Origin of the sequence: Streptomyces albidicamelliae, from assembly GCF_025642175.1 — a bacterium.
Classification (GTDB): Bacteria; Actinomycetota; Actinomycetes; order Streptomycetales; family Streptomycetaceae; genus Streptomyces; species Streptomyces albidocamelliae.
Genome location: NZ_CP106795.1, coordinates 6,541,299 through 6,554,628, shown reverse-complemented (window position 1 = coordinate 6,554,628; position 13,330 = coordinate 6,541,299). Strand labels below are relative to the sequence as shown.

The window sequence follows — 13,330 nt, the reverse complement described above, 5'->3', positions numbered from 1 at the left end:
CCCCACACACAAGAAGGCCCGCCCGCCCGGCGGGCCTTCTTCCGTTCCCCCCTCATGCCTCCTGGAGCGCCTTGGCGAGGGTGCCGTCGCCCGTCACGGTCACCCGGCCGTCCCGTACCGCGTCCGGCAGGCGCGCCTGCCCCCGGGCGATGGCCTCACAGGTGGCCGCGTCCAGGGCGAGCCGTGCGTCGAACCCGGCCGGGGCGGGCCCGTCGCCGTACACCGGCCCCTCCTCGGCGCCCACGAACAGATGGAAGTCGCCTTCGTCCAGGTGTACTTCGACGACCCCCTCGCCCTCCAGGGCACGCAGCAGCGGCAGGGCGAACCAGTGGGCGCGCACCGCGTCCGTCGGGCGCCGCTCCCCCAGTTCGGCCTCGCCCCAGCTCCCCAGAGCCCGCAGCACCGGCAGCAACTCCCGTCCTCGCACCGTGAGTTCGTACACGTACGCCGCTCCGGGCGGGGGCAGCCTGCGGCGCGTGGTGAGGCCGTCGCGTTCCATGTCCTTCAGCCGGGAGGCGAGTACGTCCGTGCTCACGCCCGGCAGGTCCGCGTGCAGATCCGTGTAGCGGCGCGGCCCGGCGAGCAGCTCCCGGACGATCAGCAGCGTCCAGCGGTCGCCGACGAGGTCGAGGGCGCGGGCTGCGGAACAGTACTGGTCGTAGCTTCGGCGAGGTGACATGCGGCGCAGTCTAGACGGGTTGTTGGACTTTCCAAGCTCACACTTGGTAAAACCAAGTAACACCAGATACCGGAGGGGAAGCGGCGCATGGAGTTCCGGCAGTCGAACAAGCTCAGCGAGGTCTGCTACGAGATCCGCGGCCCGGTGATCGAGCACGCCAACGCCCTGGAGGAGGCGGGGCACAGCGTGCTGCGCCTGAACACCGGCAACCCCGCGGCCTTCGGTTTCGAGGCGCCGGAGGAGATCCTCCAGGACATGATCCGGATGCTGCCCCGGGCGCACGGCTACACGGACTCGCGCGGTGTCCTCTCCGCCCGGCGCGCGGTCGCCCAGCGCTACCAGAACCTGGGCCTCGAAGTGGACGTGGACGACGTCTTCCTGGGCAACGGCGTCTCGGAGCTGGTCTCCATGGCCGTACAGGCGCTCGTCGAGGACGGCGACGAGATCCTCATCCCCGCACCGGACTTCCCCCTCTGGACCGCCGTCACTACCCTCGCGGGCGGCAAGGCCGTGCACTACCTGTGCGACGAACAGGCCGACTGGAACCCGGACCTGGCCGACATGGCGTCGAAGATCACGGACCGGACCAAGGCCGTGGTCGTCATCAACCCGAACAACCCCACGGGCGCGGTGTACCCGAAGGAGGTCGTCGAGGGCATCCTGGACCTCGCCCGCCGGCACGGCCTGATGGTGTTCGCCGACGAGATCTACGACCAGATCCTGTACGACGACGCGGTCCACCACTCCGCCGCCGCGCTCGCCCCCGACCTGGTGGTCCTCACCTTCTGCGGCCTGTCGAAGACGTACCGCGTGGCGGGTTTCCGCTCCGGCTGGCTGGCCGTCACCGGGCCCAGGCAGCACGCCAAGGACTACCTGGAGGGCCTGAACATGCTGGCCTCCATGCGCCTGTGCGCCAACGCGCCGGCCCAGTACGCGATCCAGGCCGCGCTCGGCGGACGCCAGTCGATCAGCGAACTCACCGCGCCCGGCGGCCGGTTGCACGAACAGCGGAACGTGGCCTGGGAGCGGCTCAACGAGATCCCCGGCGTGTCCTGCGTGAAGCCCAAGGGCGCGCTGTACGCCTTCCCGCGCATCGACTCCAAGGTGCACGCGATCCATGACGACGAGAAGTTCGTCCTCGACCTGCTGCTGCGCGAGAAGATCCAGGTGGTGCAGGGCACGGGCTTCAACTGGCCCTCCCCCGACCACTTCCGCATCCTCACGCTGCCGCACGCGGACGACCTGGAGGCGGCGATCGGCCGGATCGGCCGGTTCCTCGGCGGATACCGGCAGTAGGGCGGCGGGCCCCCGGTGCGCGGGAGCCGCCGTCGGTGTCACAGGAGCTCCCGGCCGGTGCCGCGGGAGCCGTCACCTCGGTGGCACCTTTTCGCGCACGTGTGCGAAGATCGCTCCTCATGACCGGGGGAGCGCCTCCGCCCCGGGCGCCACGCGCCGCGGAGGACAGGTCACACGGACCGCCGGTGCGCGCCTGACCAGCGCCGCACCGCCGTTCCCCCTGGTCCGGTTCCAACGACCACGGGGAGCACCCTTGTTCATCGATCACCGACGCCGTACGGCCCTCGCCGCCCTGTGCGCGGCGGCCCTCGCACTCACGGCCCCGGCCGCCCAGGCCGCGCCGTCCGCACCGCCCCGGCCCGCGGACGGCCAGGAGGCCGCGGACGCCGCCCGGTTCTGGACCGCCGAGCGCATGGCCGACGCGGCACCGCTGGACGCCGTACGCCAGGCACCGCCGGGGCCGACGCGGCCCGGGAGCGCGGCGGCGCACCGGCCCCAGGGCACCCTCTACAAGGGGACCCGGCTCGTGGGGACGTTCTTCGGTTCCGACGGACCGCGCGGCACCACCTGGCACTGCACCGGCAGCGTGATCGACACGTCGGCGCGGAACATCGTCCTCACCGCGGCCCACTGCGCGCGGAACATGAAGGGCGACTACATCTTCGTCCCCAAGTTCAAGAAGGGCGCCGGACCGGACCAGCAGCCGTACGGCATCTTCCCCGTCAAGCGCGTCTTCATCGACTCGCGGTACCGGCCCGACAACGGCGGTACGACCACCAAGAAGGCCTCGTCCGACCTGGACACCGCGTTCGCCCGGGTCTCCCCCAACCAGCACGGAACCTCGCTGCAGGACGCGGTGGGCGGCGGGCTGACCTTCACCCGGGCCGGCGGATACGACCACCGCGGCGTGACCGTCGTGGGCTACCCCTCGTACCGGCACAACGGCGCGGGGCGCGCGGTGAAGTGCACCGTGCCCACCAGGCAACTGCACGGGTACCGGCAGATGTCGATGACCTGCGGCGGCTACTACGGCGGGGTGTCCGGCAGCCCGTGGATCACCGACTACAAGGACGACGCGCGCTCCGGGCACGTGATCGGCAACCTCGGCGGCTACAACGGCGGCGGCAACGACGCGAACGCCGACTACATCAGCTACGCCCCCGCGTTCGGCGCCGACGCCGAGAAGCTCCTCGCCGACGCCGTGGCCGACCGGACCCCGCCCGCCGACCAGCCGCCGTACCAGGGCCTGGGCGAGAAGCTGGCGGGCGGCGCCACGCGGTGGCGCGGGGCCGCGCTCATGGCCTCCGGCGACTACACCGGCGACGGACAGGGCGACCTGGTCGTGGTCTGGTCCGACGGCGCCGTCACCCTGCATCCCGGCGACGGTGACGGCGGGTTCCGCACCGAGCTGCGGCTGCGGAAGGCCAACTCCACCTGGAAGCACGCCCGCACCCTCACCGGCGGGGCCTTCGCCGGCACCGGCCACGACGGCCTGCTGGTGCGCTGGTCCGACGGCGAGGTGACCCTCTACCCGGACCTCGGGGCGTCCGGTACGGGCCGCGAGATACGCATGGCGGCCCCCGGTTCCGGCTGGAAGAACGCCGTGCAGCTGACGGCCGGGCAGTTCCACGGCGGCGACGGCGCGACCGACCTGCTGGTCCGCCGGTCGGACGGCCGGGTGAGCGTCTACACCAAGATCACGGCGGGCTCGTTCGGCACCGGCAGGCAGCTCGTCGCCGCGAACGGCACCTGGACCAAGGCGGCCCTGCTCACCGCCGGGAACTTCGGCCGCACCCCCGACTGGGACCTGCTCGTGCGCCGGACCGACGGCACGCTCGACACCTACGCGGGCACCTCGGCCGCGGGGCTCGGCACGAAGTCCCGGATGCGCGGGCCGAACGGCCTGTGGAAGCACGCCCAGGTCATGACGGCCGGCGACCTCACCGCCGGCCACACGGCCGACGATCTGGTCGTCCGCTGGTCCGACGGCGAGACCAGCCTGTACGCCGACACACGCCCCCGGACGCTCGGCACCGAGCGGACGCTGGTCCATCCCGGCACCTGAGCGCACGGCCGTCTGGCGCAGTCCGCCCTGCGGGTCTCGGCCGCCCTGTGGCACCGTGCTGGGAGTGCTGACAGTGCTGGGAGCGCTGGCAGGCGAGCGGGAAGGGCGCTGACGTGGGTGACCTGTTTCTCGTCCGGCACGGTGAGACCGAGTGGTCGCGTTCCGGACGGCACACCGGCTGGACCGACGTGCCCCTCACCGAGCACGGGCGGCAGGAGGCGCGCCGGCTGGTGCCGCTGATCCGCTCGCACCGGATCGGGGCGGCCTTCGTCAGCCCCTCGCAGCGGGCCCGGGAGACCGCCGAGCTCATCGGCATCCCCGACGGTCGGGTCGACGCCGACCTGCGCGAATGGGACTACGGCGGGTACGAGGGCGTGACCACCGTGGAGATCCAGCGGACCCGGCCCGACTGGTTCCTGTTCGACGACGGGGTCGCGCCCGGCCCGCCGGAGCATCCGGGCGAGAGCCCGGAGCAGGTCGGGGAACGCGCCGACCGCATGCTGGGCAAGGTCGACGCCGCCCTCGCCAACACCGAGGGGGTCGTCGTGCTGGTCGCCCACGGCCACTTCCTGCGCGTCCTCACCGCCCGCCGCCTGGGCCTGCCCCCGCGGCACGGCGCCCTGTTCCAGCTGGCGACGGGGACGCTGTGCCGCCTCGGCACGGAGCACGGCCGCCCGGTGGTGGCGGGCTGGAACATCCGGCCGCCGGAGTAGGGCGGGGCTGTCGGACCCGGGTCGTACGCTGCGAAGAGGCCGTCCACCGGGGCGGTCCGTGCAGGACGGCATCGGAAGGAGCGCGCCGTGACACGACCCCCGACCGCCGCCCAGCAGCGGGTGATCGAGGCCGCCGACGCGGTCACCGGCCGGCTGCGCGGCACGGAGGCCCAGCTCGCCGCGCTGGTGAAGCGGGGCCTCGCCTTCCGGCACCCGCGGCCGCCGCACGACCACTTCCTGACCCCGGCCGGGCACCGGATACGGGAGGCGGCGCCGGACCCGGTGCCCGAGGCGCCACGGGAGCAGGGGCCGCCGACGGGGGTGTTCGCGGCGCGGGTCGGCGGCGAGGAGGACGCCCCGCCGTCCGGCCCGGCCCGGCGGCGCGAGGTGCACGGCGCTGGCAGGGGCTGCTGGAACTGCGCCGGATGACCCATCCCGACGGGGCGACGGACCGGCCCTGCGGCTGGGAGCGCGCGCATCTGGTGCGGGCCGCCGCCCTGGCCCTGGAGGCGGCGGGCCACCGACCGGCGGGCGGGGACACCGACGGCTACCGGGTGCGGGCGACCCCGCAGCCGGAGGCGGTCGCCGTGTACACGCCGGACGCGGAGACGCTGGCGGCCTGCGCGGCCACGCTGGAGGGGGCCGGCTGGCAGACCGGCGAGTACACCGAGCCGCGGAGCAGGGCGCGGTATCTGCTGGCCTCGCCGCGCCGGGTGTGACCCCCGTGCCATGATCGGTGCACCGCAGATCCGAACGTGAGAAGGGCAAGCAGGTGTCCGAACCGTTTTCCGTCCGTGTGACCGTCCGCGGGTACGAGACCGACGTACAGGGACACCTCAACCAGGCGGTGTACCTCAACTACGCCGAGCACGCCCGCTGGTCGCTGCTGCAGGCGGCCGGCATCAGCCAGGCCCGGCTGGTGGGCCGGGGCGTGGGCCCGGTGGCGCTGGAGACGACGATCCGCTACCGGCGCGAGCTGCTCGCGGGCGACGAGGTCGACGTGTCCTGCGCGTTCGAGTGGGGCGGCGGCAAGACCTTCCGGATCCGGCAGGAGATCCGCAAGGCCGACGGCACCCTCGCTGCGGAACTCACCGCGGTGGGCGGCATGCTGAACCTGGCGGAACGCAAGCTGCTCCCCGATCCCCGGAAGATCTTCAAGGACCTGGCCACCGACCTGGACCTGTTCGGGCTGTAGCGCTCGCGTATGGGCCGGCCCGGCCCGGCCGCCCCTACGACACCCGGCGCCCCCGGCGTACTGTCAACTGCCCGTGAAGGCAGCCCGGTTGTCCTCGGCCCACTCCCGGTAGGGCCGGGCCCTCCTGCCCAGCACCTCCGGTACGTCCGGTGTGACCAGCGCGTTGCCGCCCCGGCGGACATGGGCCGTTCCGGTCAGGACGCCCTCGGCCCGCGTCTCGTCGAAGCCCCAGACGGTGCGGAGGAATTCCCGGGTCCCCTCCGGGGACAGGTCGCGGGTCCGGACCGGGCGGCCGAGGACCGAGGCGAGGACGACGGCCTGCTCCGGGACGCTGATCGCCTCGGGACCGGTCAGGGTGTACGTGCGTCCGGAGTGCCCGTCGTCGAGCAGGGCCCGCACGGCCACCGCGGCCACGTCCCTCGGGTCGATCACCCCGGACGCCCCGTCCCCGGTCATGTTGGGTACCGGTTCGCCGTTCCGGAGCGCCGGCGCCCAGCTCAGCGTGTTGGAGGCGAACGACGAGGGCCGCAGGACCGTCCACTCGGCCCCGCTCTCCCGGACGGCCCGCTCACCGTCCGCATGCCACTGACCGAACGGGCCGGCCTCGGGGTCGCCGGTGCCGATGGCGGAGAGCTTCACCAGCCGGCGTACCCCCGCCCTCTCCGCCGCGGCCACGAGCGCCCGGTCGTGCTGCGCGGACGGGCCCGGGACACCGACGAGGAACACGGCCGTCACGCCCTCCGTCGGAGCGTCGAGGGAGCCCGGGTCGCCGTAGTCCCCGCGCACCACCTCGACGCCCTGCGGCACCTTCGCCCGCGCCGGGTCGCGGGTCAGGGCGCGGACCTCGGCGCCGCTCTCCGCGAGCTGTCGTACGACTTCACTTCCGATGGTGCCCGTGGCACCCGTCACCAGGATCATGGGGTCCACGGTGGCCCGGACGGGGTCCGCGGCTCTTGGAAAAACCGGCACGCTTCGCCCGCCCCGGGGGCGTGCCGCGCGCCTAGGCTGGTCAGGTGCCGAACGCGAGCGCCGAACTGGCCCTGAACACAGCCGAGATGCTGCGCCCCTGGATCACCGGGGTGAGGAACGTGTCCTCCGCCGATCCGGGCGGGGCCGCCTTCGTCCATCTGCCCGACGCGGTCACCAAGGTGGTGCTGCGGGTGTCGGCCGACGGGCACCGGGACGTGCTGGCCGTCGGACCGCGGGTGCGTGCCTCGTACCACGAGGGCAAGGCCCATCTGTCCTGTCTGGAACTGCGCCTCGCCCCCGGAACCGCCCTGCCCCTGCTGGGCGTCCCGGCCGCCGAACTGGTCGGCCGGGCCGTGCCGTTGGACCGGCTGCCGGGCGGGACGGCGCGGCGGCTCGCGAGGAAGCTGCGCCATCTGGAGCCCGGGGAGGTGGTTCCGTATCTGGCGGAGGCGCTCCCCGGGACGCTGCCGGCGGCCGCGGACCACGGGCGTACCGCGCTGGTGCGGGCCGGGGCCGACGCACTGTCCGTCCGGGCGGGCCGGGCCCCCGCGCAGGTCCGTGACGTCGCGCGCGAACTGGCGGTCAGCGAGCGCCAGTTGCGCAACCTGTTCGCGGAGGGGGTGGGGGTCTCCCCCAAGCACTACGCGCGCATCGACCGGGTACGCACGGTCGTCACCCGGGCCGCGACGGCTTCCTGGTCCGAACTCGCGGTCGCCACCGGGTACTACGACCAGTCGCACATGACGTCCGACTTCCGGTCCCTGATGGGCGTACCGCCCCGCTCGTACGTCACCGGCCGGCTGCCCTCGACGACCCCCTGCCGGGCTGCGGCGGGCGGCTGAGGCCGGGGCGTCCGGGGCCCCGGCCGTCACGGCGGGCGGACCGCGGTGTGCTGCGCCGCGGCCCGCCGCGCGGTCAGTGCACCGCCGCGATCTCCTCGCCCGCCTCCATCGGGTGGGTGACGTCGTGGGCCTCCCGGCCCTTGCCGAGGTGGTTGAAGAGCAGGTTGAGCACCACGGCCGTGACGCAGCCGGTGGAGATGCCCGAGTCCAGGACGATCTTCGCGGTCTCGGGGAACGCGTGGTAGAACCCGGGCGCGGTGATCGGGATGATCCCGACGGCGAGGGAGACGGCGACGATCAGAACGTTGTTGTCCCGGTCGAGGCCGGCCCGCATCAGGGTCTGGATGCCGCTCGCTGCGACCGACCCGAACAGGACGATGCCGGCGCCGCCGAGGACCGGGCGGGGCACGACGGCGATGAGCGAGGCGGCCATCGGACACAGGCCCATCAGGACCAGGAAGCCGCCACCGGTCGCGACGACGTACCGGCTGCGGATCCGGGTCATCGCCACCAGGCCGATGTTCTGGGCGAAGGCGCTGCACATGAAGCCGTTGAACAGCGGGCTGAGCGCCGAGCCGAGGGTGTCGGCGCGCAGGCCGGCCGCGATGGTCCGCTCGTCGGCGGGCCGTTCGACGATCTCGCCGAGGGCCAGCATGTCGGCGGTCGACTCGGTCATGGAGACGACCATCACCACGCACAGCGAGAGGATGGCGGCGAGCTGGAACTGCGGGGCGCCGAAGTGGAACGGCGTCGGGAAGCCCACCACGTCGGCGTGGGCCACCGGGCCGAAGTCCGTGACCCCGAAGGGGATCGCGACGAGGGTGCCGACGACCAGCCCGAGGAGCACGGCGATCTGCTTGACGAACCCGCGGGTGAAGCGGCGCAGCAGCAGCACGATGAGCAGGGTGATGCCGGCGAGGGCGAGGTAGGTGGTCGAACCGTAGTCCCCGGCCTTCGGGTTGGGACCCTGGGCCCAGCCGAAGGCGACCGGCAGCAGGGACACACCGATGAGGGTGATGACCGAGCCGGTGACCACCGGCGGGAAGAAACGTATCGCTTTGCTGAAGAAGGGCGCGGCGACGAACCCGAGGAGGCCGGCGACGATGACCGCGCCGAAGATGATCGGCAGGGCGTCGGACTTGTCCTCGGTGGAGGCGACGACGGCGGTCATGGGGGCGACACCGGCGAAGGTGACGCCGTTGACGAAGGGCAGCCGGGCGCCGATCTTCCAGATGCCCAGCGTCTGCAGGAAGGTGGCGAGGCCCGCGGTGAACAGGCAGGCGCCGGTGAGGAACGTCAGATCGGTCGCGCTCAGGCCCACGGCCGCGCCGACGATCAGGGGTGGTGCGACTACTCCGGCGTACATGGCGGCCACGTGCTGCAGGCCGCTGGTCGCCATTTTCAGGGCGGGGAGTTTCTCGTCAACAGGATGGGCGGCCACGGCTGCTCCTCCGGGCGGGTAACACGTCGTCGTCGACGTGGGTTTCTGGGAGGTGGTGCGTGTGGTCGTGCGGGACCGTGACGGGGTGGCGCTCGAGCGGTGAGCGGTGGGGCGGTGACCGTTCCGGGGCGCGCGCGTGCGCACGCGCCCCGGAGACGGCTTGCCGTGGATCCCGCTCGGATCCACGGCTCCGGCCGTGAGCCGTCCCTCCCGGCCGGAGTCGACCGGCGCCTCGCCACGGGGGGCCGGGGCGCCGGAGTGCGGGGTGTGGATCAGCCCTGGGCGGCGATCCGGGCGAGGCGCTGGGCCTCCTCGCGGGTGGAGCGGGCGATGGCGTCCTCCTCGACGTGCAGCAGGCGGCCGTTCTCGACGATCTGCCGGCCGTTGACGAAGGAGGCGGTGACCGGGGCCGCGGCACCGAAGACGAGCGCGGTCACCGGGTCGGCGATGGAGGCGTGGGCGAGCGTGTCCATCTTCCAGAGCACCAGGTCGGCGAGCTTGCCGGGCTCCAGCGAGCCGATCTGCTCGGCGCGGCCGAGCACCTGGGCGCCGCCGTACGTGCCGAGCCGCAGTGCCTGGCGGGCGTCGAGGGCGGCCTCGCGGTGGGCGCCGAGGCGGTTGATCAGCAGGGCGTTGCGCAGTTCGGTGTGGAGTTCGCCGGACTCGTTGGAGGCGGTGCCGTCCACGCCCAGGCCGACCGGGACGCCGGCCCGGAGCATGTCGGGCACGCGGGCGATACCGGCCGCGAGCCGGGCGTTGGACGAGGGACAGTGGGCGACACCGGTCTTCGTGCGGGCGAAGGCGGCGATGTCGGAGTCGTTCATGTGGACGCAGTGGGCCATCCACACGTCCTCACCGAGCCAGCCCGTGGACTCGAAGTAGTCCGTCGGGCCCATGCCGAACAGCTCGTGGCAGAACTTCTCCTCCTCCACGGTCTCCGAGCCGTGGGTGTGCAGCCGTACGCCGAGCCGGCGGGCCAGCTCGGCGCCCTGCCGCAGGAGTTCGGTGGAGACGGAGAACGGGGAGCAGGGGGCGACGGCCACCTGGGTCATGGCGTCGAAGGAGGCGTCGTGGTGCTTCTTGACGGTCTCCTCGGTGGCGGCGAGCGCGCCCTCCAGCGTCTCGACGGCGAAGTCCGGCGGCAGGCCCCCGTCCTTCTCGCTGCGGTCCATCGAGCCGCGGGCCAGCGTGAACCGTACGCCCATCTCCGCGGCGGCGCGGATGATCGAGCCGGACAGGTCGCCGGAGCCCTGCGGGAAGACGTAGTGGTGGTCCATGGCGGTGGTGACACCGCCGCGGGCCATCATGCCGAGGGACCCCTGCGCGGCCGCGTACGTCATCTGCTCGTCGATGCGCGCCCACGTCGGGTAGAGCGCCACCAGCCAGTTGAACAGGTTGTGGTCGGTGGCCAGGCCCCGGGTGATCCACTGGTAGAAGTGGTGGTGGGTGTTGACCAGGCCGGGCGTGACCAGGTGGCCGGTCGCGTCGATCCGGCGCACCACGTTCTCGAGGCCTTCGGGGGCCTTGCCCGCGCCGACCGACTCGATCCGGTTGCCGGCCAGGACCAGGTACCCGGAGGCGTACTCCGTGTCGCCCGCGTCCACGGTCGCGATCGCGCAGTTCTCGATGACGATGCGCTGGGCTGCCGATGGTGCCATGGTGCTTCCTGTCTGTCAGTGGCGGCCCGTGGACCGAAGGGGTGTCCACGGGGAGGGCACGGCAGGACCCTAGGAGGATTTGAGTGCCGGAACGGGCCTGCCGCTCCGGGTGCCGAGGTGGTGGAAGAACAGATTGAGCAGGACGGCGACGAGCGCGCCCGCGCTGATGCCGGAGCCGAGCACGGTCTGCGCCCAGGCCGGGAAGTCCGCGTAGAAGGTCGGCGCGGCCAGCGGGATGATGCCGGCACCGAGCGCCACGGCCACCAGGATGATGTTGGAGCTGTCGTCCAGCCCCGCCTCGGACAGGGTTCGGATGCCGCTGACGGCGATCGAGCCGAAGAGCACGATGCCCGCGCCGCCCAGGACCGGCATGGGGACCAGGGAGACGACGGCACCGAGGACCGGGAAGGCGCCGAGGACCAGCAGGGTGGCTCCGGCGACGGCGACGACGTACCGGCTGCGCACCCGGGTGAGGGAGACGACGCCGACGTTCTGGGCGAAGGCGGAGGTGGGGAAGCCGCCGAAGGCGGCTCCGAGCAGGGTGGCGAGACCGTCGGTGCGCAGGCCGCGGGTGATGGTCCTCGCGTCGGCGGGGCGGTCGCAGATCTCGCCGAGGGCGAGCATGCCGGCGGAGCTCTCGGTCATCAGCACGAGCATCACGATGCACAGCGACAGCACGGCCGCGGGCTGGAACTCGGGGGCGCCGAAGGCGAACGGGGTGGGCAGCGCGGCGACCGGCGCGGACCGCAGCCCGCTGAAGTCGGCCATGCCGAAGGGGATCGCGGCCAGGGTGCCGACGAACAGCCCGAACAGCAGGGCGACCTGTTTGACGAAGCCGCGGCCGAAGCGCTGCACCAGCAGGATGACGGCGAGGGTGAAGCCGGCCAGCGCGAGGTGCCGCATGGCGCCGAAGTCGGCGGCGGCCTTGTCGCCGCCCTGGGCCCAGCTCACGGGGACGGGCATGAGGGTGACGCCGATCAGGGTGATGACGACGCCGGTGACCAGGGGCGGGAAGAAGCGCAGCAGCCGCCCGAAGAACGGGCCGAGCGCCAGGCAGAAGGCGCCGGCGACCATCACCGCGCCGTAGATCGCGGGGAGTTGGTGTCCCTTGCCGGTGGTCTCGGCGATCGCGAGGATCGGGGCGATGCCGGCGGAGGAGGCGGCGTTGACGAAGGGCAGCCGGTTGCCGACGAGGCCCTTGACGCCGATGGTCTGGAGGACGGTCGCGACGCCCGCGATGAGCAGGCTCGCGGCGATGAGCCGGGTACGGGCCGCGATGTCGAGCCCGCAGGCCTGGCCGATGATGAGCGGAGGAGTGACGACGCCCGCGTACATCGCGGCGATGTGCTGGAGCGCGGCCGGGACGAGCCGGGTGACATGGAGCTTCTCGTCCACCGGGTGCACGGACGTGACGGCGTCCTCGGTGTGCGCCGGCGGGGTGGGACCTAGGGCTGTGGCGGGCCCTTTCGCAGGCTGTGCCATTTCGTTCCCTCCGGTGTGGCGGGCCCCCGGCCCGGGTGGCGGGGCCGGGGGCGCGCGTCCCGCGTCAGAGGTTGGTCGTGTCGACCGGGATCAGGGCCTCACAGCCGTCCCGCAGGATGGTGGCCTCGATGAGGCCGTAGGGGCGGTCGGCGGCGAAGTAGACCTCGTTGTCGTTCTTCAGGCCGAACGGCTCCAGGTCCACCAGGAAGTGGTGCTTGTTCGGCAGCGAGAAGCGGACCTCGTCGATCTCGCCGCGGTTGTTGATGATGCGCGAGCCCATCTGGTACAGCGTCTGCTGCAGCGAGAGGGAGTAGGTCTCGGCGAAGGCCTGGAGCATGTGCTTCTTGACCTGCGCGTAGGACTTCTCCCAGTTGGGCATCTTCTGCTCGTCGTCGGTCCAGTTGAACCGCCAGCGGCCGGAGACCGAGGTCGCCAGGATGCGGTCGTACGCCTCCTGGAGGGTGGTGTACTTGTCCTTGACGTAGCCCCAGAACTCGGAGTTGGTCGAGTTCATCACCGTCAGGTCCTTGAGGCCGGAGACGACCTCCCACTTCCGGCCGTCGTAGGTGATCTGGGTGAGACGGGTCTCCTGGCCCTTCTTCACGAAGGAGTGCTTGACCTCGTCCGAGCCGATGAACTTCGAGTTGGCGTCGGAGGTCTCGATCCGCTCCCAGGCGTACTCCTCGATGCGGATCCGGGCGCGGTGGATCGGCTCCTGCGAGGTGACGAAGTGGCGGGCGAGGTGGATGCCGAACTGCTCGGCGGACTCTATGCCGTGCTCCTTGGCGAACGCGAACACCGTGTTCTTGGTGGTGTCGGTCGGCAGGACGTTGGCGTTGGAGCCGGAGTAGTGGACCTCTTCCATGTCGCCGCTCAGCGCCACGGATACGTTGAGGTCCTTGATGTGGTGGGTGGCGCCGTCCCGCGTGATCTTGACGACTCGGTTCTCGGCCTTGCCGTACTGGTTCTGTCCCAGAATCGTGGGCATTT

11 protein-coding genes and 1 pseudogene are annotated in these 13,330 nt (G+C 72.4%); 6 read left to right on the top strand and 6 right to left on the bottom strand.

The features are described 5' to 3' along the window. Positions 1-52: 52 nt before the first annotated feature. Positions 53-679 (bottom strand): winged helix-turn-helix transcriptional regulator, encoded by a 627-nt coding sequence (locus tag N8I86_RS29640; RefSeq protein WP_263279108.1) that lies wholly within the window; start codon positions 677-679, stop codon positions 53-55. 87 nt (positions 680-766) lie between these two features. Between N8I86_RS29640 and N8I86_RS29635 the strand changes: the two genes are divergently transcribed. From N8I86_RS29635 to N8I86_RS29615, 5 genes and pseudogenes are all read left to right on the top strand, one after another. Beyond that, positions 767-1,975 (top strand): pyridoxal phosphate-dependent aminotransferase, encoded by a 1,209-nt coding sequence (locus tag N8I86_RS29635; protein ID WP_263279107.1) that lies wholly within the window; start codon positions 767-769, stop codon positions 1,973-1,975. A 253-nt stretch (positions 1,976-2,228) separates the two neighbouring features. After that, positions 2,229-4,040, top strand: coding sequence for a trypsin-like serine peptidase (locus N8I86_RS29630; RefSeq protein ID WP_263279106.1), 1,812 nt, complete (start codon positions 2,229-2,231; stop codon positions 4,038-4,040). A 113-nt stretch (positions 4,041-4,153) separates the two neighbouring features. Further along, entirely contained in the window at positions 4,154-4,753 is a 600-nt protein-coding gene (locus N8I86_RS29625; protein ID WP_263279105.1) for a histidine phosphatase family protein, read from the top strand. Between the two features lie 87 nt (positions 4,754-4,840). Further along, positions 4,841-5,472 (top strand): annotated as a pseudogene (locus tag N8I86_RS29620) (hypothetical protein). A 53-nt stretch (positions 5,473-5,525) separates the two neighbouring features. Beyond that, positions 5,526-5,948, top strand: coding sequence for an acyl-CoA thioesterase (locus tag N8I86_RS29615; protein WP_123440135.1), 423 nt, complete (start codon positions 5,526-5,528; stop codon positions 5,946-5,948). Positions 5,949-6,011: 63 nt separating this feature from the next. Here the strand turns inward: N8I86_RS29615 and N8I86_RS29610 are convergent, their stop codons facing one another. Continuing rightward, on the bottom strand, positions 6,012-6,866 hold the full coding sequence (locus N8I86_RS29610; protein WP_185091641.1) for an SDR family oxidoreductase: 855 nt from the start codon (positions 6,864-6,866) through the stop codon (positions 6,012-6,014). A gap of 95 nt (positions 6,867-6,961) precedes the next feature. Between N8I86_RS29610 and N8I86_RS29605 the strand changes: the two genes are divergently transcribed. Further along, complete coding sequence (locus N8I86_RS29605; protein WP_404830844.1) at positions 6,962-7,759, top strand: helix-turn-helix domain-containing protein; 798 nt, start codon at positions 6,962-6,964, stop codon at positions 7,757-7,759. A gap of 73 nt (positions 7,760-7,832) precedes the next feature. Here N8I86_RS29605 and N8I86_RS29600 read toward each other — a convergent pair whose 3' ends face one another. The 4 genes from N8I86_RS29600 to pucL form a co-directional block, all read right to left on the bottom strand. Further along, positions 7,833-9,200: a nucleobase:cation symporter-2 family protein gene (locus N8I86_RS29600; RefSeq protein ID WP_073897168.1), complete on the bottom strand. Its 1,368-nt coding sequence runs from the start codon at positions 9,198-9,200 to the stop codon at positions 7,833-7,835. A 272-nt stretch (positions 9,201-9,472) separates the two neighbouring features. Further along, positions 9,473-10,858 (bottom strand): 8-oxoguanine deaminase, encoded by a 1,386-nt coding sequence (locus tag N8I86_RS29595; RefSeq protein ID WP_263279104.1) that lies wholly within the window; start codon positions 10,856-10,858, stop codon positions 9,473-9,475. Between the two features lie 69 nt (positions 10,859-10,927). Then, positions 10,928-12,340: a nucleobase:cation symporter-2 family protein gene (locus tag N8I86_RS29590; protein WP_263279103.1), complete on the bottom strand. Its 1,413-nt coding sequence runs from the start codon at positions 12,338-12,340 to the stop codon at positions 10,928-10,930. A gap of 64 nt (positions 12,341-12,404) precedes the next feature. Continuing rightward, a complete protein-coding gene (gene pucL, locus N8I86_RS29585) occupies positions 12,405-13,328 on the bottom strand; it encodes a factor-independent urate hydroxylase (RefSeq protein ID WP_073897176.1) in 924 nt (307 codons plus the stop codon). Positions 13,329-13,330: the final 2 nt, after the last annotated feature.

Bases quoted from the DNA above. Each gene is read 5' to 3' on its own strand.
- N8I86_RS29640 (WP_263279108.1), bottom strand. From the start codon at position 679: ATGTCACCTCGCCGAAGCTACGACCAGTACTGTTCCGCAGCCCGCGCC.
- N8I86_RS29635 (WP_263279107.1), top strand. From the start codon at position 767: ATGGAGTTCCGGCAGTCGAACAAGCTCAGCGAGGTCTGCTACGAGATC.
- N8I86_RS29610 (WP_185091641.1), bottom strand. From the start codon at position 6,866: ATGATCCTGGTGACGGGTGCCACGGGCACCATCGGAAGTGAAGTCGTA.
- N8I86_RS29595 (WP_263279104.1), bottom strand. From the start codon at position 10,858: ATGGCACCATCGGCAGCCCAGCGCATCGTCATCGAGAACTGCGCGATC.
- N8I86_RS29590 (WP_263279103.1), bottom strand. From the start codon at position 12,340: ATGGCACAGCCTGCGAAAGGGCCCGCCACAGCCCTAGGTCCCACCCCG.
- pucL (WP_073897176.1), bottom strand. From the start codon at position 13,328: ATGCCCACGATTCTGGGACAGAACCAGTACGGCAAGGCCGAGAACCGA.